The organism is Flavobacteriales bacterium TMED191, assembly GCA_002171975.2.
Taxonomy (GTDB): domain Bacteria; phylum Bacteroidota; class Bacteroidia; order Flavobacteriales; family TMED113.
In genome coordinates, this window is sequence record NHIO02000038.1 from 1 (window position 1) to 24,854 (window position 24,854).

The following is a 24,854-nucleotide window of genomic DNA, read 5'->3' on the forward strand; positions in this document are numbered from 1 at the left end:
AAATTTATTAAAGTTTGTGTTGCATATAACTATATGGGACAAGAAGTCACTCACCTACCATATGATTTAAATCAATCATTACTAAACCCTGTATATGTTACACTAGAAGGTTGGGAAGAAGACATTTCAAATATTACTTCAAAAGATGAAATACCATCTCAATTTAATAAGTTTATTTCATTTCTAGAAAATGAGCTCAAAGTTCCAGTTTCTATTATTTCGATAGGTCCTGACAGATCTCAAACAATATTTAGATGAAAAAATGGACTTCTCCTAGTATATTATTCTATATTGTTTTTTTCTTAATTAATTCAAACTCTCTCTTTTGCCAGAGTAAAATTCATGTTATAGAGTCAAATAAGTTAGAGCAGATAAAGATTAATGATACTATTTTTCAAAAATTTTGCGGTGATGTTATGATAGAATACTCTGACTTAAAAATTCAATGTGACACAATAACAATTAATAAACATAATGATGATGTTAGAGCTTGGGGCAATGTTTCATTTTTTAATGACACTCTTAAATGTTTAAGTGATTCAATTAAAATAAATGAAAGATTAAATACAATAATTTTCTACAAGAACAGTCAATTAAGTACTAATAATATTTCAATTTTTGGAGATTTCATTCAATATGATTTTAAACAAAAAATTATCAAATACTGGAAGAAAGGAATAGTTGAAAATATGTATTATAATATTTCTAGTGAAGAATTTATTTATCATTTAAAAAAGGAAGAATCAATATTCTCTCAAAATATTAAACTAATTAGTGATAGTCTAACCATGTATACAGAAAATATGATAAATAAAGACAGTTTAGTTGTTTTTTTTGGTCCAACTTCTATTAACTATGAAAATATATTAATTGAATGTCAAAAGGGAAATTTAAGAAACTCAAATGATTTTGAAATACTCGAGGGTCTAACAATTATATCAGACAGTACAACTATTAAAGCTAATTATTTAAAAAAAGATAAAAATATAAGTTATTTTAAAGATGAAATATCAATTAAATCTGACAATAATATATCTATTTTTGGCGACCGATTAGTTCAAGAAAATGAGATTTCTACTGTAACTCAAAATTCATATGTAGAATTATTAAACAATAATGACTCGACTAATATAAGAGGAGACACTATAATTATAGATGATAATAAAAAATATGCAGAAATTAATAATAATGTAAAAATATTAGGGAATGAACTATATGGGAAGTGTAAAAAATTGACCTTCGATTCTAATTATACTAAAATGAAAATGATAAATGAACCTGCACTTTGGTTTAAAGATATTCAACTTACGGGTGATGAAATTGAAATATATTTTTTAAATAATAACATTGATAGTATGTTTATTGCTGAAAACCCATTTATTATAGCCCCTGAGGACACAACAAGTTTATACCATCAAATAAAAGGNAAAATTTTAGAAGGGAGTTTTATACAAAATCAAATAAANTTCTTCGAATTAAAAGGTAATGGTATGATGAAATATTTTGAAAACAATAATGAGTCAATAGGTGTTAATAATGTTAATGCGGGAAAAATTAAATTATTATTTAATGAGAATTTACTAGAAAACATCTTATGCAATCAAGAAATTGAGTCAAATTATTATGAAATTGAAAAAGATGAATCAAATAGCTATAACAGTAATCAAATGTATTTAAACGGATTTAAATTACGGAATAAATAAACTGTAAATTGTACACTTCCAATCTGTAAAACATATTGAAAGTTGTTAAAAAGCGTATTTTTTTAATAAAAAAAGTAGAATAAAACATAAAAAAGTTCTTGTTGTAGATTTTTTAATATATATTTGTCCCTGTTAACTAAGAAAATTATATAATTATTATTACTATGAAAAAGTTTATTTTAATGTTTGCTACTCTATGTTTAATAACATTTTCAGCAAACTCACAAACAAAAAAAGGAACTGTTCTATTAGGTGCAGGAAGTCAATTTTCTGAAACTGAATGGACAGATTGGAGTATAACTCCAAGAGTTGGATATTTTATCCAAGATGGTTTAGCAATTGGTGCTGAAATTCATTTCGACACTGATGATGAGTACTTTCCAGCTTTTGCAGGATACTTAACTCCATCTGCTACTTCTCCAAGTGGTTTCGTTGTTACTGGCGAGCACAGTGACTACACACTTACAAACAATACAAGAATGTTTGGTGTATTTGCAAGATATTATGCAGCTAGAAATCTATTTATGGAAGTTAGCTTAAATAGTGGAACTACTCAAACTGAANCTTGGGCAGAAGACGTTCCAGTATTCGATATTAATGGTNANGTATCTGAGGAGGATATGGTTCTTCAAACAAGAACTCAGTCATCTCACGTGAGATTTGGTATGGGTTACACNTTAGTATGGAGAGAGCACTTTGCAGTAGANCCATTTGTNCATTTAGACTTAATTGTTGATGGTGAAAGAACTTCTCCAGCAACAGATGGTGCTAATGGATCTCTTGTAGGTATGATGGGTGCAGAAACTACTGATCTTTCAGGCTCAGAGTTTGTTGCAGGTATCAACTTTAGCTTATTCTTTTAATAAGTAACAAGTAACTAGAAATAAAAAAGGCTCCATATGGAGCCTTTTTTTATNCTTAATTTTCACAAGTATCTACTCAACCAAGTCTCTTGAACCGGGGACTTCCAAGAAGACTCAAATTCTGATTTAGTTTTGACTAAATTGTTATATACAATAATATCAGGTTGTATCAAATCTTTAAAGTCATTAATAGATAGTAATTTAATTTGCATATTATCAATAAACGCAATGTTATTACGATTAAAAAAATCAATATTAAATTTAATACCAATAGACTTGATTAAGCCAACCATTGAGTCAAGAGAACAACCACTTGTGGTATATGACGACTCATCAACAAAAAAACATATAAAATGATTAAATAGCTTAAATGTATTATATACTGGCTTGCCATGTGTTTGCCAATTATTAGAAAAATCTATTAATAAATTTTTAATTTGAGATAATTCTTTNTTATTAAGTTCTTTATNAGATTGATAAATAAATNCTTTNGAGTGACTAGGAAGTTCNGAGTATAAAGTGAGCATCTTATAAATTCTCCGATTTAACAATCAACTCAGTAACATCTAAAACATCAACAGATCCCTCAGCTAAAAATTTAACACCGTCAGTAATCATTGTATTGCAAAAAGCACATGCAGTTGCAATGACATCAACATTAGTATCAAGAGCCTCTTTAGTTCTATTAATATTAATGTCTTGTTTCCCTTTTTCTGGCTCTTTAAACATTTGAGCGCCACCAGCCCCACAACAAAAAGAAGTGCGCTTAGAACGCTTCATTTCAATTAATTGAACACCTAAGCTTTTTAATAATTTTCTAGGGGTTTCAAAAATACTATTCCCTCTGCCTAAATAACAAGGGTCGTGATATGTAAGCCTCATNTCTTTCAAGTTTTCAGAAAGTGTAAGTCGGTTTTCCTTAATTAATTCAAAAATAAATTCAGTATGATGGAGAACTTCATAAATACCACCTAAATCTTTGTATTCATTTTTAAGTGTATTNTAATCATGAGGNCAAGTTGTTACAATACGTTGTANATTGTAAGAATTTAAAATCTCAATATTCATTAATGCTTGCATCTGAAAAAGAAATTCATTGCCAGCACGTTTAGCTACATCACCGCTTGCAGACTCTTCAGTTCCTAAAACACCAAAATTTACTTTTGCGTGATTCATTATTTTAACAAAAGAACGTGTTATTTTTTTTGCTCTATCATCAAAACTACCCGCAGATCCAACCCAATATAAAATTTCAGGCTTTTCACCTTTTGCAAACATATCAGACATTGTTTTAACAGTTATTCCCATATTATTTAAAAACCTGAATTTTTACATTTTTTTCTACTAAATCGGTAAATTTCCCATCATACCTTGTCGCTCTAACCATGTGATTATCTATCCAATGATAATTTCCTCCGCGTGGTTTGTCCATTAATAATCCATGATACTTAAAGCCATGTTCTTTTAACCATTTTTCAGTTATACTTCTATGAGACTCTAATCTTGAAGTAAAAAAAGTAATAATATGACCTTGATCATACCACTTATTTAAAGTTTCTAAAGCCTCAGGGTAAATATTAGCTGTAGACATTCTTTCAGCTTGTTCATTAGGAATATCATCACAAATAGTACCATCAATATCTATAAGATAGTTTTTAACTTCTAGAGGTAAAACTGGACTAATATCTTTTCCTTCGATAGTCTTATTTATTAATTTTATATTATTCANCATTTTTCCAATTTAATCTATCAGTAGCAGCAAACTGCCATGGAGCACCATTATTTTCAATATTTGAGAAAACTGTATTTAGTTCGCTTGGTGCTTGTGATTGCTCCATCACTAAGTATCTTCTCATGTCAATAATAATTGACAAAGGGTCTATATTTAAAGGACACGCTTCAACACATGCATTGCAGGATGTACAAGCCCACAACTCTTCAGGCTTAATATAATCATGTAAAAGAGACTTATCATTAAAAGATTTATTTTGATCTAAATTGCGACCAACTTCNTCAATTCTATCACGCACATCCATCATAATTTTTCTTGGAGAAAGTTTTTTTCCNGTAACATTAGCAGGACACTCAGCAGTACAACGACCACATTCGGTGCATGAATATGCATTCAAAATTTGCACTCTGTTTAAATCTGTCACATCTTTTGCTCCAAATCTTTCTACACTAGTCTGTGTTGAAGATGTTTCAGCAAATGGATCAATATTAGGATCTAACATACTTTTAACCTCCTTAGTTACTGATTGCATATTCGTAAACTGGCCCTTAGGTTTTAAATTAGCATAATATGTATTTGGAAAAGCAAAAAGAATATGAAGATGTTTAGAAATTACGAGATAATTTAAAAAACCAAAAATACCAATTATATGAAACCACCAACAAAACCTTTCTAAAATAAAAAGCGATTTTACAGATAGTTGTTCGGCTAAGAAAGAGGAAAACAATCCACTTATAAGAAAATCACCAGTATTGGGATATTTATGTGANAAAGATGTTTGTTGCAAAGCCAAATCAGCTGAATTCATAGTTAAAAAGGCAGACATTAAAAATATTTCAAAAATTAAAATTAAATTCCCATCTAGAGTCGGCCAACCTTTCATTTCTTCATTGAAGAATCGTTTTATTTTTATAACATTTCTTCTCAATAAGAATATAATAACAGATACTAAAACTAATACTGCACAAACTTCAAAAAAATTAATAAAAAATCGATATACATTTGCCCATTTAGGAGCAAATAAAATACGATGTGTGTTAAAAATACCATCAAGAATAATTTCAATAATTTCCAAATTTATTATAACAAAACCGACATAAACAAATAGGTGCAAAATTGCAACCAAAGGTTTTTTAAACATTTTTTTTTGACCAAAAGCTATAAAGAAAACTTGCTTCCATCTTTCCTTAGAGTCTTCAAAAGCACCTGGATTTTTACCAAGATAAATATTGCGAATAATGATTTTTATATTCCTGTAAAAAAGAAAACAGGAGCTTAAAAAAATAATAATAAATAAAAAACTAGCTATTGAAAACATACGTAATTAAAGATACAACTAGTTATAAAAATATATCTACTATTTACTATTTTTTTTATCATTGCCCCATATAGACAGATTAATATATTTTTTAGGATTATTTTGTATATCAACTAACAAATTATCCATACTATTAATAACTGTATTTAGATTATTATAAATAGAATCCTGATGTAACACTTTTCCGAAAGTACCCTCAGCATTATTTACATTTTCAAGTATTGATTCTAACTGTTTTGAGATTTTTAACATATTATTAGAAATAGACACATATTCAATTTGTGAAAGACTATCTGTAATTTGAGAAAAGTTAAGTATTATTTTATCAATGGATTTAGTGTGTGATTCAATCACACTGGATACTGACTCAATATTATTAACACTTGCTAAAAGCTGATTTTCATTATTAGTTAATAATCTGTTAGCAGTGGAAGATAAAATTTCAATTTCTTTTAAAACATTATCAAATGAAATTATCAATTGATCTAAACCTATTTTAACAGACCCAAATTGCTCAGTCACTTCACTTGTCAAACCAGATGCGATGGAACCTACTAAAGTATCACCACTTTTTGCCATTTGATTTCCAGATTTAAATTTTAATTCTAAAGATTTGGAACCCATAATATCAGAATCATAAATTTCTAAAATTGAATTAGTTGAAAATGGAATATCTTCTTCGATGGCAACTTCAACAATTAAATCTGCATTATTGGAGTTAAAATCGATATTAGCGACTTGACCTACTTTAAAACCATTAATTGTAACAGGCCTAGATATAGTTAATCCATCAACATTTTCATAAACAGCATAGAAAAATTTTTTATTGGAAAATAAATTCTCGCCCTTTAAAAAATTGACTCCCCAATATAAAACAACTAACAAGACACAAGTAAATATCCCTATTAATAATTCATTAGATTTTTTCACAATTCGACTTTTATTTTAGAATATACAAATTTACTTTAAAATTAATAATGCATCTGCTAATGATATTTTATCTCCATTTAAAATTGCTATAGTAAAAAAATCATTGTAGCCATATGAAAGCAATTGTTCTTTTAAAGAATTTATTTCTTTTAGTGTCTCTACTTTTCCATAACTATATTTGTAAAAATCACCATCATGAAAACTATTTATTAACTCATGATTTTGAATTGATAGACCCTTGAAATCTACTGGTGTGACTGAAGTAAGAAATTGCACACTGAAATATAATTCATGAGTTTCCTTTTTAGATGTGTAATTTTCTAAAATCAATGCCTCTAGTTCTAATTTATATTCTTTGATTGCTCTAAAGATTGCAGATGCCATATAAATTTTTCCATTTTTAGAGTTTAAAAAGTCTTCTTCGACCTTATTGGTTAAAAATCCCAATTCTATTAAAACACTAGGCATCGTAGCTCTACTAATAACCATAAAACCAGCTTGTTTTACTCCCCTATCCTTTCTATTTACGCGTGTTTTAAATTGATTTTGAATTTTACTAGCAATTAATAAACTGTTATACAAATGATTAGATTGGTACATTGAAAGAGCAATATAAGATTCAGGTTCTGACGGATTAAAACCCTCATAGTTAGCTTCATAATTATTTTCCATTAAAATTGATGAATTTTCCCTTATAGCAACATTTAAATTACTTTCTGTTTTATGCAAACCCATCACATAAGTAGTTGAACCATACACTTTTTGATCGTGAAAAGCGTCACAATGAATTGAGAGAAATAAATCGGCTTGTGCCTCATTAGCAATCCTTGTTCTTTCTGATAACTTAACAAAAGTATCAGAATCTCTTGTATAAATAATAGAAATTTCTGGAAACGCATCTTTTAAATATTTTCCTAATAATAATGAAATATCTAAAACTACATCCTTTTCGGTATTATGATAACGTCCTGTTCCACCGTTACCAGGATCTTTTCCTCCATGACCTGGATCAATAACTATTTTATTAATTCCTAATTCATTATTTTGTGCAAACACAAAGGAATGAACAATTAAAAGTGTAAGAAATAGTAGAATAAAGCGTTTCACTTATTAAAATAATCACGTAATTAGGTTAATATAAATAAAGTTTTGAAAATTCGATTAAAATATTTTAAATTATTAATGATGGTAGTACTATGTATTCCATCTATATTATTTTGTCAAAAAAATCCACCTTCAGATTTAACATATTTTGCACAAGATTCAATTATATATGATCTAAAAAATAGTAAAGTTTTCCTTTATAAGGATGCAAAAGTAAATTACAATAAGACTCAATTAAATTCAAGTTTCATATCTATTGATTTCAATAAGAACATATTGTATGCAATTGGCACATATGATACATTAGGAAACTACATTAATACACCTATACTAAAAGATGACAATAAAATCTATAGGGCTGATACTATTATCTATAATTATAAGACTAAAAAAGCAAAAATAACTACACTTTTGACAGAGGAAGAAGGAGGTTTTTTACATGGAGATAAAATAAAAAAAGAAGATGAAAAAACATATTATTTAAAGCATGGTAAATATACAACATGTGATTTAGATGAACCTCATTTTTTTATTAATGCGAAAAAATTAAAATTAATTGCAGGTGAAAAAATTATTACAGGACCAGCAAATTTAATATTAGGCGATTTACCAACTCCCCTAGTTATTCCTTTTGGTATTTTTCCAATTACAAATGAAAGATCCTCTGGAATTATTATGCCAACATATGGTGAATCTACAACTTTGGGTTATCATCTAAGAGATTTAGGTTATCACTTTAGTATTAATGAATATCTAAATTTATCACTAACTGGAGATATATATACTAAAGGTAGTTGGAGAATAAGTAAAACATCTCAATATAAAAAGAGATACAAGTATAATGGTAGTATTAGAATTAATTATGCTAAAACAAAAATTAGTGAGCCTAATATGCCAAACTATAGTTTGGCAAAAGATTTTAAAATAACCTGGCAACATAAACAAGACCCTAAGTCACACCCCAACAATCAATTCTCTGCATTGGTTAATTTGGCAAGTAGTACATATAATCGTAACAATGCATATAATGCAGACTATCTTCAAAATACATTAAGTTCAAACATATCTTTTCAAAGAAGTTGGGACAATAAACCTTATAACCTTTCGGTCAATATGCGACACAATCAAAATACGATAAATAAACAAGTAGACTTAACCATGCCGGAATTATTATTTTCTATTAATAGACTGTTCCCTTTTAAAAATTCTATCAAAAAAACATGGTACAAAAACTTAGGTATTAGCTATAGTTTAAATGCTAAAAACACATTATCAGCCCCTGATAGTCTAATTTTTAAAAATACAAATCAAAATCTGAAAAATGGGGTAAAACATAGTATTCCTATATCTACATCATTTAATTTGTTTAAATACATTAATGTAAATCCTTCTATTCAATATAGTGAGAGATGGTACTTTACAAAAAAAGAAAAAAGTTGGGATTCTCAAAATCAATTAATCAATACAGATACAACAGGGGGTTTCTGGGCATTAAGAGAATTTAGATTTTCCACTCAAATTAATACAAAAATTTATGGTTTTTATTCAACTAAAAAGAAAAAATTTAGACATGTTTTAACACCTTCACTAACATATACTTATAAACCTGACTTCTCGGATGAAAAATTTGGAATATATAGTGAGCTAGAAACTGATAATCAAACTGAAACATATTCTTATTTTCAAGGGGGTATTTACGGTATTCCAAGTTCAATAAAACAAAATCTACTTAGTGTTAATTTTAATAATAATCTTGAGTTAAAAATTAATAAAAACGGAGAAGAAAAAAAAATAAAAATTATTGAAAATCTAAGTATAAATAACAGCTATAATCATGCAGCTGACAGTCTACGTTTAAGTAATATTAATATGAATTTTAGAACAAAATTATTTAATAAATTAATTTTAAAATTAAACAGTTCATTAGATCCTTATAAATTAAACGAAAATGGTATAAAAGTTGACGAACTTTTATTAAAAAATGGACAAATTGGAAGATTAACTAATGTAAATTTTGACATCAGTTTTGATTTAAATAATTCAAAAATCAAAAAACAATCAGAACTGCTGACCAATGATGAAATAAACTATATAAATGAAAATATCGATTATTTTGTAGATTTTTCAGTCCCCTGGTCGCTAAAATTATACTATAATTTCTCATATAACAAGCCCGGAATTGAGAAAAATATAATTCAGTCAATTAATTTTAACGGTGATATTAATATCACTGAAAAGTGGAAAGTTGGATTTCGTTCTGGATATGATTTAAAAAATCGAGACTTTACTTATACATCAATAGATATTTACCGTGATTTACATTGTTGGGAAATGACCTTTAACTGGATTCCTTTAGGATTTCACCAAAGTTATAATTTTGCAATCAGAGTCAAATCATCAATACTTCAAGATTTGAAATTAACAAAGAAGAAAAGTTTTTATGATTATTAGTCTGTAAGCCAGTTTTTTAAAATATGCTCGCCAAAATTTGTTAAAATCGACTCTGGATGATATTGTACGCCACATAAAGAATAATTTTCATGTCTAAATGACATCACAATATTAAATTCATCAAAAGCGGTTGGTATAAGACATTTATTATTTGATAAATCAATAGCCCAAGAATGATATCTACCAACTGTAATATTCTTTTCTAAAGATCTATATATTTTATGACTTTCGTCTACAATAGAAATAACAGACTTTTTACCATGCATAACTTGTTTCATATTATATAACCTACAACCTAGTGCCTCAGCAATTGCTTGAGCACCTAAACAAACCCCAAGAATTGTTTTATGTTGATAAAATTTATTAATAATTTCTATAAGTTTAACCGAGGGTAAACCAGGACCGGGAGATAAGATAATTTTGTCATATTGTTCAACCTGACTTACATCAATACAATCAACTCTGATAACATCAACATGATTAATAAATTGCTGACAAATGTGACTTAAATTAAATGTAAATGAATCGTAATTATCAATTATTAGTAGTTTCATATATTTTGTAAATTTCGAAAAATATTTTAATTATGAAACAGAAAATCTACTCAAACAATGCACCAACTCCAATTGGTCCTTACAGTCAAGCTATTATAGCAAACAATATGATATATTTATCTGGACAAATTGCAATTAATCCAAAAACAAATTTAATAATTACAGACTCAATAGAGTCAGAAACAAATATGGTTTTAAAAAATATCCAAAACATTTTAAAAGAAAAAGAATGTTCAATGGATGAAATTGTTAAATGCACCATCTTCTTAAAAGATATGAGCAAATTCGACAAAGTTAATAAGGTTTACGAAAAACACTTTCAACCTCCATATCCAGCTAGAGAAACAGTTCAGGTTAGCTGTTTACCAAAAAATGTAAATATTGAAATATCTGTAATTGCAATGACTAAATAATTATATTTGAGAATTAAAAAGAAAAAACATGGATTTTGATATTATAGTTTTAGGAAGCGGTCCTGGAGGTTATGTTGCTGCAATCAGAGCATCACAATTAGGATTAAAAACCGCAATTATTGAAAAAGAAAACCTTGGTGGAATTTGTTTAAATTGGGGGTGTATCCCGACCAAGGCGCTCCTAAAAAGTGCTCAAGTATATGACTACATTAAAAATGCAAATGACTTTGGAATAAATATTGAAAAAGCAAATCCTGATTTTCCAAACATTATACAAAGAAGTAGAAATGTTGCAGATAACATGAGTAAAGGAATCAATTTTCTAATGAAAAAAAATAAAATATCTGTTATTTATGGTCATGGAACTTTAATAGATAAAAACAAAATAGAGGTTATTGGTCAAAATAATTCATCTGAAACATACACAGGCAAAAACATAATTATTGCAACAGGAGCTAGATCTAGACAACTTCCAAATATAAAACAAGACGGCAAACATATTATTGGTTACCGTGAAGCAATGAACTTAAAAGAAAAACCAGAATCAATTATAATTGTTGGTTCAGGCGCAATTGGAGTTGAGTTTGCATATTTTTATAATGCAATTGGCACTAAGGTAACAATTGTAGAATATCAATCTTCAATTGTTCCTAATGAAGATAGAGATATCTCTAAAGAACTTGAGAAAATTTTCAAAAAAAATGGCATTGAAATTCTTACAGAGACTTCAGTTGATAAAGTACTCATAGAACAACAATCTGTTCATGTTGAAATAAATAGAAAAAATAAAAAAGAGAACATAAGGGCAACTAAATTGCTATCTGCTGTAGGAATTGTCTCCAATATTGAAAACATAGGCTTAGAATCGTTAAATATAGCTACAAGTGAAGGAAAAATTACTGTAAATGAATACTACGAAACTAATCTGCCTAATCATTTTGCGATTGGTGATGTTGTTTCTGGTCCTTCTTTGGCCCATGTTGCTTCTGCAGAAGCTATTATTTGTGTTGAGAAAATTGCCGGACATAATCCTGAACCGCTAAATTATAATAATATCCCAGGTTGCACATATTGTTCACCTGAAATTGCCTCTGTAGGAATGACAGAAAAAGAAGCCGTAAATAACGGCTTTGACATTAAAGTAGGTAAATTTCCCTTTTCTGCATCAGGAAAAGCTAGTGCTTCTGGGAAAAAAGAAGGTTTTGTAAAAATGATTTATGATGCAAAATATGGGGAACTATTAGGCGCTCATATGATTGGTTTCAATGTAACTGAAATGATTGCAGAAATTGTAGCAGCAAGGAAACTTGAAACAACAGGTCATGAAATTTTAAAAACTGTACACCCTCACCCAACAATGAGCGAAGCAGTTATGGAAGCAACAGCTGTTGCATTTGATGAAGTAATTCATCTTTAATTAATTAAAAAGAAAAATCTAAAACTGCATTGTATCTATATTGTTTGTGACTTTTAATAGAGACTCCTAAATATCTTTGTCTTTTATCGAGAATAATCTTCCTATGACCTAAGTCAACAATATTGTGATCAATTAATAATTGTATTACTATATCTACAGCAAATTCAAGACCATAACTACAGCATTCTGATTGACGATAGACTAATTCTTTACATCCAGTTCTTTTATGACCTAACAAACCTTTTTTACCAGACTTAATCGCATGACATTTAGCTAGCAGCCATAACTCTTTGCTTGGATAAATAGGCTCCAATGCCTCGATTTCAAGTAAATTTTTAGAAAGAGAACGCACATATTTACGATTTTGAATAAAATCATTTGAATAATTTGGAATTCCTTTATAATTAATTAATACTTCGTTAAAGATTTGGGGATTCATTCTTGCTAAGTTAATAATAAGAAATACTTTTTTTTCTTCGATTGACAAATATGAAACTGCTTTTGCTGTATTTGCAGCTTTAATTTGAGTGCTTGTAAATAAATTTAAAAAATTAATATTTTGAGCAAATAATTGACAATTAATAAAACAAAATGAACACACTAAAAAAACATATCTTAACATTACATTTAGATGTTAAAAATTTAAAATTATTCAAAATTAATAGATTTTTAGTAAAAATAAAAACTCAAAAAAAACACTTTATTATTTATTTAACCCAAATACACTAACTTACTGATTATTATTCCTTTACACAAACAAGCTGACATTGTGTCAATAGTAAAAATTAACAAAAAAAACACTTTATTTATAATTTAGTGTTAAATTTAAACACTTATGAGAATAGATATTATTTCTGCACTTCCCGAGGTGTTAAAAGCACCATTTCAAACATCAATTATAGCAAGAGCTGTAAGCAACAAAACTGTTCAAATACATGTTCATGATTTGCGCAAATACGCTAATAACAAAAAGAAACAAATTGATGACTACTCTTACGGTGGAGGCGGTGGAATGGTTCTGATGATTGAACCCATAGCTAATTGTATTGAACAATTAAAAAATGAAAGAGAATATCAAGCAGTAGTGTTTATGTCTCCCGATGGAGAAAAACTAAATCAAAAAATATCCAATCAAATGTCTCAGCTTAAAAACATAATAATACTTTGTGGAAGATATGAAGGCATAGACCAAAGAGTAAGAGATCTGTTTATAGATAAAGAGATTTCTATTGGAGATTATGTGCTAACAGGGGGTGAATTGCCTGCAATGGTTTTATGTGACTCGATAATAAGACTAATTCCTGGTGTTATGAATAATTCATCATGTGCACTATCTGATTCGTTTCAAGACAAACTTCTATCCCCACCAATTTACACGAGACCCGCTTGTTATAATAATCATAATGTTCCAAAAGTATTACTTTCTGGTGATGATAAAAAAATTGCAGAATGGAGAGAAAAAAAATCAATTCAACGCACACTTGAAAGAAGACCAGACCTACTAAATGATTAATAAATTATTTTTTTTCTTGAAAATCATAAAAAGATAATTATTTTTGCAAACTCTAAAGACAACTTGACTATGGACTCATTAATCTCAGATATTGAAAAAAATTTAATTTCTAGTAAGCAAAATCCTGAATTTAAAGCAGGAGATACAATAACTGTTTTCTACACAATTAAAGAAGGTGAAAAAGAAAGAACACAATTCTTTAAAGGAGATGTGATTCAACGGAAAGGCTCTGGTTTAACAGAAACTTTTACAATTCGTAAAATATCAAATGGAGTCGGTGTTGAAAGAATTTTTCCAGTTAATTCACCATTTATCGAAAAAATAGAAGTAAATAAATTGGGAAAAGTAAGAAGAGCACGAATTTTCTACATGAGACAAAGAACAGGGAAAAGTGCTAGAATTAAGCAAAAAAGATAATTTACTAATCCTCTAAAGTTGATACAACTGAAGCAACAGTTGCATCTCCAGTCACATTTACAACTGTTCTACACATATCCAGTAATCTATCTACAGGAAAAATAATACTGATCCAAGCTGGATTTAAGCCAACCGCATCTAAAACAATAATTAACATAATTAATCCTGCACTTGGTACTGCAGCAGACCCAATAGATGCCATAGTTGCTGTAAAAACAATTATAAGTTGTTGTGAAATACTTAAATCTACCATATGCATTTGGGCTAAAAAAACTACTGCAACAGCCTGATAAAGACTAGTTCCATCCATATTCACAGTGGCACCTATTGGCAAAACAAAATTAGAAACCCGATTTGGAACATTTAAATTTTTATTCACACAATCCATCGTAACTGGTAAAGTAGCAGCACTTGAGGATGTAGAAAAAGCTAACATTTGAGCAGGAGCAATTGATGAGAAAAAATCAAAATAGTTAAGTTTTTTAAAATTGTAAATAATCAATGGATAAATAACAAAAACCATTAAACATAATCCTAAAAAAACAACAATAGAATAAACCCCTAGACCTTTAAAAACCTCAATAACACCTTTTGGATTATCACCTGCAATTTTAGCCATTACTCCTGCTAATAATGCAAAAACAAAAAATGGCGCTGCCATCATCACCACTTCAACCATTTTAAGAAAGATAGTATTAAATGCATCATTTAAGTGAGTAATTGGTGCGGCATGATTCTTTGGAATCATAACTAAAATCACACCGAAGAAAACTGCAAAAAATATAATCTGAAGCATTAATTTATTATTAGTTAATGACATAAATATATTAGATGGAACCATGTCAATGACAAATTGCAGTGGACTATTGTTTTTTTGATTTTCTGCAAGCTCTAATTTTTCAGACATAAAACCATCTACAACTGTACCATTTTTTTTGAATTCAACATAAGAAGCATTATTAGCTACACGTTGATCTAAAGCAATGAATTCACCCGGCTTAATAGTATTTACTAGCAATAAACCTATGGAAATTGACATAACAGTTGTAAATAGATAACAAGCTAGAGTTTTAAACCCCATTCTACCTAACAAGGAAATATTTGAAATACTTGACACACCTTTTATCACAGAAAATAAAACAAGTGGTACTGCAATTAATTTTAAAAGATTAATAAATATATCGCCGAATGGACTAATCCACTTAATTGTAAAATCAGACCAGCCAAACATACTGCCCAAAAGAGACCAAAAAACTCCAAGAAGCATTCCAATGATAATTTTCCAATGTAAACTTAATTTTTTCATAAATCAGATAATTTTGATGTTTTACTTAATAAATAATAATCTAGGACAACCATTGCAGTTAATGCAGATACAATAGGAACAGCTCTAGGGACCACACATGGGTCATGACGACCAGATGGTAAAAAATCTACTTCTTTTAACTCACTATTTAACGTTGACTGTGACTTCATAATAGTAGAAACCGGTTTGAAAGCACAATTAAAAAACACATCTTGGCCATTAGAAATGCCTCCTTGAATACCCCCCGAGTTATTTGTTTTAACTTTCACAGAGTCTGAGTCTACAAAAAATTGATCATTTTCTTCAGAACCTTTCCTTGAGGCACCTAAAAAACCCGACCCAAACTCAATGCCTTTACATGCATTAATACCAATTATGACTCTTGCTAAACTTGAATTTAATTTATGAAAAACAGGCTCCCCTAGCCCAACAGGCAATCCTTTTATAACAGTAGAAATTTTTCCACCAATCGTATCCCCATTGCATTGACAATCTCTAATAAGATTTTCCATTTTAGTAGCAATATTTTTAGATGGACAACGCACATTATTATCGTAAATATTTTTTAAACTCAAAGTATTATAATGCTGATTAAGTAACAACTCACCAATTGCAGAAACATATGAATAAATATATATATTTTTAGAATTTAAAATCTGATTAGCAATAGCACCTGCAACCACCCAGTTAACAGTTTCTCTGGCAGAAGACCTTCCACCTCCTCTATAATCTCTAATACCATATTTTTTTTCGTAAGTATAATCTGCGTGTGAGGGTCTATATACATTTTTAAACTCAGAATAATCCTTACTTATATGATTTTGGTTCTTAATCAAAAAGGCTATGGGAGAACCTAAAGTTTTACCATTTATAATACCAGACACAAAATCAACCTCATCATACTCATTTCGTTGACTATATATTTGTGCACTTCCTGGACGTCTTTTATTTAAATAATCTTGAACTTTATTAATGTTGATCATCAAACCAGATGGACAGCCATCAATCACTCCACCCATATATTTACCGTGAGATTCTCCAAACGTAGTTAATCTATATAATTTTCCAATTGTTGATGACATAATAACAAATATATCAATTTCATCACTCTTTAATTTAGTTTGCTTATCTTTTCAACTAATTATGAAAAAAATAATAAAAAATATAAAACAGATTGTTGGAACCTCTTTTGAAAAGGAAAACCAAATCAAAAAAGGAAAAAAATTAAATGAAATTTCAATTATTAATAATGGCTGGCTAGTAATTGAAAACGACAAAATAATAGATTTTGGAGAAATGAATAATTGGCAAGGCATAGAAGATTGGAATAATACTGAAATTATAGACGCCAACAATGGGATAATAATGCCAACATGGTGTGATAGTCACACCCACATTGTATATTCTGGAGACAGAGTAAGTGAGTTTATAGACAGAATTAATGGACTTTCATATGAGGAAATCGCAAAAAATGGAGGTGGAATTCTAAATTCAGCTAAACTTTTATCCGAAACCGATGAAAACAGCTTATTCAAGCAAAGTGCAAAAAGGTTAGAAAAATTAATGCAATTAGGTACTGGTGCGATAGAAATAAAAAGTGGATATGGCTTAAATACAAAAGATGAAATTAAAATGCTTCGTGTTATTAAAATGCTCAAAGAAAAATATCCTATTGAGATTAAAGCTACTTTTTTAGGTGCACATGCAACTCCTAATAATATTTCTCAAGAGAAATATACTCAACTAATTATTAATGAAATGATACCAGAAATATCAAAACAGAATTTAGCTGACTATATTGATGTGTTCTGTGATAAAGGTTTTTTTACAAAAGATGAGACTGAAAGAATTTTACATGCAGGTATAAAGCATGGCTTAAAACCTAAGATTCATGCAAATGAATTAGCTTTTTCAGGCGGAATACAAGTAGGAGTTAAACATAATGCAATTTCGGTAGACCATTTGCAATTTACATCTGAAAAAGAAATTGAATTATTAAAAAACTCAAATACTATTCCAACACTACTTCCTGGTACGGCATATTTCCTGGGATTGAAATATCCACCAGCACGTATGATGATTGAATCTGGACTACCTGTAGCTCTTGCATCAGACTGTAATCCGGGATCATGTCCATCAGGTAATATGTCATTCATTATGTCATTAGCATGTACTCAAATGAAAATGAATCCTAATGAAGCATTTAATGCAGCAACTATTAATGGTGCCTATGCGATGGAAGTAAATGAGTCATTAGGAAGTATCCAAAAACATAAAAAAGCTAATCTAATAATCACAAATGACATACCTTCTTTAGGCTACATTCCCTACTCAATAGGGGAAAATTTTATTAATAAGGTTATAATTAATGGTAAAATTTATTATGATTCTGAAACAAATTATTAAGTTTGTATAATCAGCTAAAAAAAAAAATATGATATTAAATAATTGGAAATTCATTTTAGTGTCTTTTGGTTTATTTTTTTTAAACACCAATAATATAATCGGACAATGTGAATGGATTGAAACATTTGCTGAATCTAATGACCCTATAATAGAATATGACGATGTGAATAATGTTCTTTTCTTTTGTGATGACACTGTAAGCACAATTATAGTACCTAATTCTATTCAAGGACAACCACTTGTTGATGCTATATGGTCATACACAACCGATCAAGGTCAAGAATGTCAAGACTGGACTGGAGCAGAGGATGGCAACTATTACTTTTCAGTTGACTTCAACGACCCTTGTATGCAAAATGCTGAATCTATTATAATTAATTTTAATGGAGTCCTAGAAGATCAATCAAATGTCAGCTGTTCTTTTAACATTGAGTTTCAAAGTCCAGGTGAACCTGTAATTTCTTTAGATAATTATAATACAGAGGAACAAATTATTATATGCGAAGAGAATACTGACGTTACGCTATTTGCGGATGCTATTGGAACTAGTCCTAATAGTAACTATGTTTCATACCAATGGTATATAAATGGTGAACCTATAACTGATTCAGACACACCAGAAATATCAATTAGCAATACAAATTACGACCTTAACTCTAGTAATACATTTTATTTTACTATTGAAAATTATTGCTCTCAAGGTATTATTGAATCTGACTGGATTACGATTAGTATTTATGAGGGATATGATGATTGTGAACCCTGTAGCTGGGAATTCCCAAAGGAAAAAAACAATGAGTTTTATGGATTTTCTCCAAACGGAGATGAGAAAAATGACCACTTTCCAGAAATCCCCAACAATCAAGAAAACAGAACAATTGAATCACCTATTACCTGCGAAGCTACAACATATCGAGTAACAATTTATAATAGAATAGGCAGAACAATCTTTGAATCCTCATATGATAATCATCCATGGGATGGAAAGACTGAAAACGGAAAAGATTGTAAAGAAGGCACCTACTTTTATAAGTTAGAATATATTTTAAACCCAACTCTTGAAAACGATGACCAAAGCGACAAGAAGTTTTCATTTGGATCTGTACAATTAGCTAATTAACAATTACAATTCATGAGTAACAAGTTGATGGAATGTGTCCCCAATATTTCTGAAGGAAGGGATAAAGAAATAATAAAACAAGTTGTTAATGAGGTTAAAAACACTAACGGAGTTAGCCTTTTGGATGTTGACCCCGGGCGTGCCACTAATAGAACTGTTATTACATTTGTTGGGCACCCTGATAATGTGATTGAGGCTGCATTCAAATTAATTAAAAAAGCAAGTGAGCTCATTAATATGGAAGAGCATAGCGGTGAACATCCAAGAATGGGTGCAACCGATGTATGCCCACTAGTTCCAGTGTCAGGCATGTCCATGAATGAGGTTATTGAATATTCTGAAAAATTAGGCTCACGTGTTGGAAAAGAACTAAAAATTCCAGTCTATCTATATGAACATTCTGCTAAGAAAAAATTTAGAAAGAATTTAGCTGATATAAGGCAAGGAGAATACGAAAATATTATAAAAAAAGTGCAACAATCAAAATGGGAACCAGATTTTGGTTCTATCAATTCAGAAATAATTAAAAAAAGTGGTGCTACTGCAATTGGTGCAAGAGACTTTCTTATTGCATACAATATCAATCTAAATACAACATCTACACGACGTGCTAATGCAATTGCTTTCGATATAAGAGAAAAAGGTAGAATAGCTAGAAACAATGGAAGTTTAACAGGGGAAATACTAAAAGATAAAAATGGAAATACAATCTGGAAACCTGGCAGCTTAAAACATGTGAAAGCAATTGGTTGGTTTATAGAAGAATACGGAATCAGTCAAATATCTATGAACTTAACAAATATCAGTGAAACACCTATTCATATTGTATTTGATGAAGTATGTAAAAAAGCAAATAACAGAGGCATTAGAGTAACCGGTTCAGAATTAGTTGGATTAATTCCCTTAAATTCGATATTAGAAGCAGGGAAATATTTTTTAAAAAAACAACAAAGATCTATAGGAGTTTCGGATAAAGAAATTATTAAAATTGCTCAAAAAACAATGGGATTAGATGAAATTGCGCCATTTAATCCTTATGAAAAAATCATTGAATACAAAATTCAAGAAAAGGTTAAAAAACTATGTCAACTCTCCTTAACTAAATTTTTACAAGAAACTGCGTCTGAAAGTCCTGCGCCTGGAGGAGGTTCAATTTCTGCATATATTGGCGGATTAGGTGCTGCATTAGCTACGATGGTAGCAAATCTATCAAGTCATAAAAGAGGTTGGGATGATAAATGGGAAAAATTTTCAACTTTAGCAGATACTGGACAAAAATTTATTAAAAAACTAGAAGATTTAGTTGATAAAGATACTGAGGCATTTAATGCAATTCTTGATGCATTTAGAATTAAAACAAGTAATAATCAAGAGGAAAAACTAAAAGAAAACGAAATTCAAAAAGCAACACTAAACGCCATTAACATACCTCTAGCAATTATGGAAACTTCTTTTCAATCTATGGATATTATTGAAAATTTAGTAAATATTGGTAACCCCAATTCAGTTAGTGATGTAGGTGTTGCAGTTTTATGTGCAAGGTCAGCAGTAATTGGAGGATATTTAAATGTTATGATAAATATCAAAGATTATAACAATGAAAAAGAAAAAAAGGCCATTATAAGAAAAGCAAATAAATTAAAAAACAAAGCGATTGAAAAAGAAGCAAAAATCCTAAAAAATGTAGTACAGATAATTACCAAATAACTACATCTAGAATGAGTAGAATCACAATTAGAAAAATAAGAAAAGTTTATCTCTCATTCTCTATAATAATGGGTTTCGTCTCTCCCTTAATATGCTTATATCTCTTTCCAGAATTTGACCCTAGAAAACATCCAGTCTCATACTTTGGAATTCTACAAAACACAAGTTTGATTTTCACATGTTCTCTTGTAATCTTTTCAATAGCCATTTTTTGGAATGGAACTACTGTAATTAAAAAAGTTATCAAAACACCAAAGTATTCAATTTGGTTGCGTTGGATTTTAACATTTTCTAGCATATGCTTATTTTTCACAGGTGTTATTAATATGAATTTTGGGCCATTTCACCACATACCTGCATTATTCTTTTTTTTAAGCTATAACTTTTTTGTATTCTTGTTTGGAATTTTTAGATCTATTTCTTACGTAAGAAAGGGGTTATTTTCTGTACTTACTGGATCCCTTATGCTATTATCTTCATTATTATTAATTCCTTTTCCAAGCTATGGTGTAGCAGAGTTAGTATATATATTTTTTATACTACTTTGGAATATAATTATGTGGCTACAAAAAAAATCAGTACTTATACAGTTTGACAATCGAATCAGCTAATCTACTATTAGCCAAATATGTTTTTTCTAAATCAGGAGCAAATGGCACAGGAGTATCTAAACTAGAGACTCTAAAAACAGGAGCATCTAAATACTCAAATAAATATTCGGAAATAAAAGAAGCAATATCAGCACCAAATCCTCCAATATGTGAATCTTCATGTAAGATTAAAACCTTACCAGTTTTTTTAACTGTATGCTCGATAGATTTTTTATCCAAAGGAATCAAAGTTCGTAAATCAAGTAATTCAATTGAAATATCACTATTTTTACTGATGTAATCTAAAACCCAATGAACGCCCATCCCATAAGTAATAATACTCAAATCCATTCCATTATTAATAAAGTTTGCCTCTCCAAAAGGAATATTATAATAACCATCTGGCACAAAATCAGAAATACTTCTATAGAGTGCCTTATGCTCAAAAAACATAACCGGATTACAATCATCTATAGCTGTTAAAAGCAAACCCTTTGCATCGTAAGGTGAAGATGGATAAACAACTTTTAAACCTGGAGTGTGGGTAAACCAAGCTTCATTTGTTTGAGAGTGAAAAGGGCCAGCCCCCACTCCACCTCCACAAGGCATTCGCACAACTACATCTGAATTTTGCCCCCATCGATAATATGACTTAGCTAAATTATTTACAACTGCATTAAAACCGCTACTTACAAAATCTGCAAATTGCATTTCAATTATACTCTTGTAACCAGCAATAGATAATCCTAAACCCATACTAAGAATTACAGATTCACATATTGGTGTATTTCGTATTCTTTCACTTCCAAAAGTATCTATAAAACCTTCGGATATTTTAAAAACGCCACCATATTCTGCGACATCTTGACCCATTAAAATAGATTTTTCATGTTTTTTCATTGCTTCTTTTAGTCCAGAGGAAATTGCATCAATAAAACGCATTTTACTTTCTGACTGAGTAGGTTTTACAATTGCACTATGATGCTGTTTAAAAATACTTTCTATTTCTAATTTTTTATCAGCAATAATATCATCTTCAGAAAATGCAAATTTTATACCCTCGTCAATCTCAAACTGAATATCTTTTTTTATGGAAACAATTTGCTCATTATCAATAATTTTATTTTTTAGTAGATATTTTTCAAAATTACTTATAGGATCCTTCAAAGCCCATTCTTGTAATAATTTCTCAGGGACATATTTAACACCTGAAGCTTCTTCATGACCACGCATTCTAAATGTTTCACACTCTATTAAAACAGGATGAGGGGTCTTTCTAATTGCATTTGACACATCTCTAATCTTAGTAAAAACCTCAATAATATTATTACCGTCTACAGTATGAGCATCAATACCATAGCCTATGCCTCTTTCGGACAAATGATCGCAATTATATTGCTCAACAGTCGGAGTTGACAATCCATAGCCATTATTTTCAATTAAAAAAATAACTGGCAATGACCAAACAGATGCTACATTTAATGCTTCATGGAAATCTCCTTCACTAGTACCGCCTTCGCCGGTAAAAACTAAAGTTACTTGATTATTTCTTTCCATTAAATTTCCTAATGCAATCCCATTTGCCACACACATTTGAGGACCAAGATGAGAAATCATACCAACTATATGATGAGTAATAGAACCAAAATGAAATGATCTATCTCTACCATTAGTAAAACCACTTTTTTTACCTTGAAATTGAGCAAAAAGTTTATTCAACATAATATTTCTACCAGTAAAAACACCTAGATTTCTATGCATTGGTAAAATATATTCTTCTTCATTAAGAGCATTAATGACAGCAGCTGAAATAGCTTCTTGACCAATCCCTGAAAACCACTTAGATATTTTACCTTGTCTTAATAATAAAAGCATCTTTTCTTCAATCACTCTAGGTTTGATCATAGAAAGGTAAAGATGAATAAGAGTTTGATTATTTAATCCTGACTTTTTATAATTAATTTTCATTTGAATCAAAATTATATAATAAATAATTAATTTTGCTCTAAATATAAATTATATTAATTATTTCATATATGTCAATAAAAAATAATATCCCATCTCTTGATTTAAACGATTTTAACAGTAAAGACCCGAATAAAAAAAATGATTTTGTAAAAAATCTTGGAAAAGCTTACGAAAAAATAGGTTTTGTTGCGATTGAAAATCATGGTTTAAGTGATGAATTAACAAAAAACCTATATAAAGAAGTATATAATTTTTTTAACTTACCTCTTGAGGATAAATTAAAGTACGAAAAAGCAGAATTAAACGGACAAAGAGGCTACATCTCTTTTGGAAGAGAAACAGCTCAAGGTTCTACAAAATCTGATTTAAAAGAATTTTGGCACTTTGGTCAAGAGTTGTCAAATTCTGACCCTCTAATTAATGAATATAAACCTAATATTTTATGTGAAGAATTACCTGACTTTAATAAAATAGGTCGGGAAACATTTGAAATTTTAGAAAAAACAGGCTTAAGTATTTTAAGAGCACTTGCGATCCACCTAAAACTTCCTGAAACATATTTTGATCAAAAAGTAAAAGGCGGCAATAGTATTTTAAGAGCAATTCATTATCCACCAATTAAAACAGCTCCTAAGGGAGCAGTAAGAGCAGCTGCACATGGAGATATTAACCTAATAACAATATTAATGGGTGCTAGTGCCAAGGGACTTGAAATACAAACCAGAAATGGTGATTGGATAGCTGTTACTGCGCTACCCAAACAAGTTATTGTTAATATAGGAGATATGATGTCAAGATTAACAAATAACAAATTACATTCCTCAATACATCAAGTCACAAATCCTCCAAAAAAAGAATGGGGAACATCACGTTTTTCAATTCCTTTTTTTATGCATCCTAGATCAGAAATGTCATTAAATTGCTTAGAATCATGTATTACCGAATTAAACCCCAAACAATATAATGATATTAGTGCTGGTCAATTTTTAAATGAAAGAATTAAAGAATTAGGACTAAAAAAATGAAAGAAGGAGGCATTGTTTATTCTACAAATAAAGATTTTGTAAACCAATCTGAAGAAATTACTAATAACTCAAATAAAGATTTTATTCTATCTATTTGCTTTGAGAAGAAAGGACGAGGCGGTAAAGGGGTAACAATCATAAAAGGGTTTGAAGGAAATCCAATAGAACTAGTTTCTTTGGCCAAAGAAATAAAAACAAAACTTGGAATTGGAGGTAGCAATAAAAATGGGGAGGTGATTTTACAGGGAAGGATTCAAGAAAAAATAATTGATTTTTTAAAAAAAAAAGGATACAAAACTAAAAGAGTAGGTGGATAA

At 29.5% G+C, this 24,854-nt stretch carries 25 protein-coding genes; 14 read left to right on the forward strand and 11 right to left on the reverse strand.

Annotated elements, in window-relative coordinates; translation table 11 throughout:
• The 3 genes from CBD51_003975 to CBD51_003985 form a co-directional block, all read left to right on the forward strand.
• Positions 1-258, forward strand: a 258-nt coding sequence (locus CBD51_003975) for an adenylosuccinate synthase (protein ID RPG58781.1), incomplete at its 5' end; no start/stop codon positions are given.
• Positions 255-1,703: a hypothetical protein gene (locus CBD51_003980; protein RPG58782.1), complete on the forward strand. Its 1,449-nt coding sequence runs from the start codon at positions 255-257 to the stop codon at positions 1,701-1,703. The genes CBD51_003975 and CBD51_003980, both read left to right, overlap by 4 nt.
• A 164-nt stretch (positions 1,704-1,867) precedes the next feature.
• The gene (locus CBD51_003985) at positions 1,868-2,566 is read left to right on the forward strand and encodes a hypothetical protein (protein ID RPG58783.1); all 699 of its coding nucleotides are present in this window, start codon (positions 1,868-1,870) and stop codon (positions 2,564-2,566) included.
• Positions 2,567-2,628: 62 nt separating this feature from the next.
• Here the strand turns inward: CBD51_003985 and CBD51_003990 are convergent, their stop codons facing one another.
• The 6 genes from CBD51_003990 to CBD51_004015 form a co-directional block, all read right to left on the reverse strand.
• The gene (locus CBD51_003990) at positions 2,629-3,093 is read right to left on the reverse strand and encodes a hypothetical protein (GenBank protein RPG58784.1); all 465 of its coding nucleotides are present in this window, start codon (positions 3,091-3,093) and stop codon (positions 2,629-2,631) included.
• Between the two features lies 1 nt (position 3,094).
• Positions 3,095-3,868, reverse strand: a complete 774-nt coding sequence (locus CBD51_003995) for a (Fe-S)-binding protein (GenBank protein RPG58855.1) — start codon at positions 3,866-3,868, stop codon at positions 3,095-3,097.
• Positions 3,869-3,875: 7 nt separating this feature from the next.
• Positions 3,876-4,298, reverse strand: a complete 423-nt coding sequence (locus CBD51_004000; protein ID RPG58785.1) for a phosphoheptose isomerase — start codon at positions 4,296-4,298, stop codon at positions 3,876-3,878.
• On the reverse strand, positions 4,288-5,616 hold the full coding sequence (locus tag CBD51_004005) for a (Fe-S)-binding protein (GenBank protein RPG58786.1): 1,329 nt from the start codon (positions 5,614-5,616) through the stop codon (positions 4,288-4,290). Before CBD51_004005 ends, CBD51_004000 begins: the two co-directional genes overlap by 11 nt.
• A gap of 39 nt (positions 5,617-5,655) precedes the next feature.
• A complete protein-coding gene (locus CBD51_004010; GenBank protein ID RPG58787.1) occupies positions 5,656-6,549 on the reverse strand; it encodes an MCE family protein in 894 nt (297 codons plus the stop codon).
• A 27-nt stretch (positions 6,550-6,576) separates the two neighbouring features.
• Positions 6,577-7,617, reverse strand: coding sequence for an N-acetylmuramoyl-L-alanine amidase (locus tag CBD51_004015; protein RPG58856.1), 1,041 nt, complete (start codon positions 7,615-7,617; stop codon positions 6,577-6,579).
• Positions 7,618-7,695: 78 nt separating this feature from the next.
• Here CBD51_004015 and CBD51_004020 point away from each other — a divergent pair, with 78 nt between their 5' ends.
• Positions 7,696-10,101, forward strand: a complete 2,406-nt coding sequence (locus CBD51_004020; GenBank protein ID RPG58788.1) for an LPS-assembly protein LptD — start codon at positions 7,696-7,698, stop codon at positions 10,099-10,101.
• On the opposite strand, the gene CBD51_004025 is transcribed toward CBD51_004020, so the two are convergent.
• The gene (locus tag CBD51_004025) at positions 10,098-10,655 is read right to left on the reverse strand and encodes an aminodeoxychorismate/anthranilate synthase component II (protein RPG58789.1); all 558 of its coding nucleotides are present in this window, start codon (positions 10,653-10,655) and stop codon (positions 10,098-10,100) included. The two genes, CBD51_004020 and CBD51_004025, sit on opposite strands and share 4 nt — an antisense overlap.
• A 32-nt stretch (positions 10,656-10,687) precedes the next feature.
• Here CBD51_004025 and CBD51_004030 point away from each other — a divergent pair, with 32 nt between their 5' ends.
• Positions 10,688-11,068 carry a RidA family protein gene (locus CBD51_004030; protein ID RPG58790.1) on the forward strand — a complete coding sequence of 127 codons (381 nt, stop codon included), beginning with the start codon at positions 10,688-10,690 and terminating at the stop codon, positions 11,066-11,068.
• A 28-nt stretch (positions 11,069-11,096) separates the two neighbouring features.
• Complete coding sequence (lpdA, locus tag CBD51_004035; protein RPG58791.1) at positions 11,097-12,485, forward strand: dihydrolipoyl dehydrogenase; 1,389 nt, start codon at positions 11,097-11,099, stop codon at positions 12,483-12,485.
• 4 nt (positions 12,486-12,489) lie between these two features.
• Here lpdA and CBD51_004040 read toward each other — a convergent pair whose 3' ends face one another.
• Positions 12,490-13,107, reverse strand: a complete 618-nt coding sequence (locus CBD51_004040; GenBank protein ID RPG58792.1) for a CAP domain-containing protein — start codon at positions 13,105-13,107, stop codon at positions 12,490-12,492.
• 213 nt (positions 13,108-13,320) lie between these two features.
• On the opposite strand from CBD51_004040, the gene trmD reads away from it, so the two are divergent.
• Positions 13,321-13,998 (forward strand): tRNA (guanosine(37)-N1)-methyltransferase TrmD, encoded by a 678-nt coding sequence (trmD, locus tag CBD51_004045; protein RPG58793.1) that lies wholly within the window; start codon positions 13,321-13,323, stop codon positions 13,996-13,998.
• 69 nt (positions 13,999-14,067) lie between these two features.
• Entirely contained in the window at positions 14,068-14,415 is a 348-nt protein-coding gene (locus tag CBD51_004050) for a 50S ribosomal protein L19 (protein ID RPG58794.1), read from the forward strand.
• Between the two features lie 4 nt (positions 14,416-14,419).
• Here the strand turns inward: CBD51_004050 and CBD51_004055 are convergent, their stop codons facing one another.
• Positions 14,420-15,721, reverse strand: coding sequence for a dicarboxylate/amino acid:cation symporter (locus tag CBD51_004055; protein ID RPG58795.1), 1,302 nt, complete (start codon positions 15,719-15,721; stop codon positions 14,420-14,422).
• Positions 15,718-16,803: a chorismate synthase gene (gene aroC, locus CBD51_004060; protein ID RPG58796.1), complete on the reverse strand. Its 1,086-nt coding sequence runs from the start codon at positions 16,801-16,803 to the stop codon at positions 15,718-15,720. The genes CBD51_004055 and aroC overlap by 4 nt, the downstream gene beginning before the upstream one ends.
• A 61-nt stretch (positions 16,804-16,864) precedes the next feature.
• Here aroC and CBD51_004065 point away from each other — a divergent pair, with 61 nt between their 5' ends.
• The 4 genes from CBD51_004065 to CBD51_004080 are packed head-to-tail and all read left to right on the forward strand — an operon-like array spanning position 16,865 to position 21,565.
• Entirely contained in the window at positions 16,865-18,127 is a 1,263-nt protein-coding gene (locus CBD51_004065) for an imidazolonepropionase (protein RPG58797.1), read from the forward strand.
• A 28-nt stretch (positions 18,128-18,155) separates the two neighbouring features.
• Positions 18,156-19,247 carry a hypothetical protein gene (locus CBD51_004070; GenBank protein RPG58798.1) on the forward strand — a complete coding sequence of 364 codons (1,092 nt, stop codon included), beginning with the start codon at positions 18,156-18,158 and terminating at the stop codon, positions 19,245-19,247.
• A 12-nt stretch (positions 19,248-19,259) separates the two neighbouring features.
• Positions 19,260-20,954, forward strand: a complete 1,695-nt coding sequence (ftcD, locus tag CBD51_004075) for a glutamate formimidoyltransferase (protein ID RPG58799.1) — start codon at positions 19,260-19,262, stop codon at positions 20,952-20,954.
• A gap of 11 nt (positions 20,955-20,965) precedes the next feature.
• On the forward strand, positions 20,966-21,565 hold the full coding sequence (locus CBD51_004080; protein ID RPG58800.1) for a DUF998 domain-containing protein: 600 nt from the start codon (positions 20,966-20,968) through the stop codon (positions 21,563-21,565).
• Here the strand turns inward: CBD51_004080 and CBD51_004085 are convergent.
• The gene (locus CBD51_004085) at positions 21,530-23,512 is read right to left on the reverse strand and encodes a dehydrogenase (protein RPG58801.1); all 1,983 of its coding nucleotides are present in this window, start codon (positions 23,510-23,512) and stop codon (positions 21,530-21,532) included. The genes CBD51_004080 and CBD51_004085 overlap by 36 nt on opposite strands.
• 68 nt (positions 23,513-23,580) lie before the next feature.
• Here CBD51_004085 and CBD51_004090 point away from each other — a divergent pair, with 68 nt between their 5' ends.
• Together CBD51_004090 and CBD51_004095 are read left to right on the forward strand one after the other, a co-directional pair.
• A complete protein-coding gene (locus CBD51_004090; protein RPG58802.1) occupies positions 23,581-24,537 on the forward strand; it encodes an isopenicillin N synthase family oxygenase in 957 nt (318 codons plus the stop codon).
• Positions 24,534-24,854 (forward strand): translation initiation factor, encoded by a 321-nt coding sequence (locus CBD51_004095; protein ID RPG58803.1) that lies wholly within the window; start codon positions 24,534-24,536, stop codon positions 24,852-24,854. Before CBD51_004090 ends, CBD51_004095 begins: the two co-directional genes overlap by 4 nt.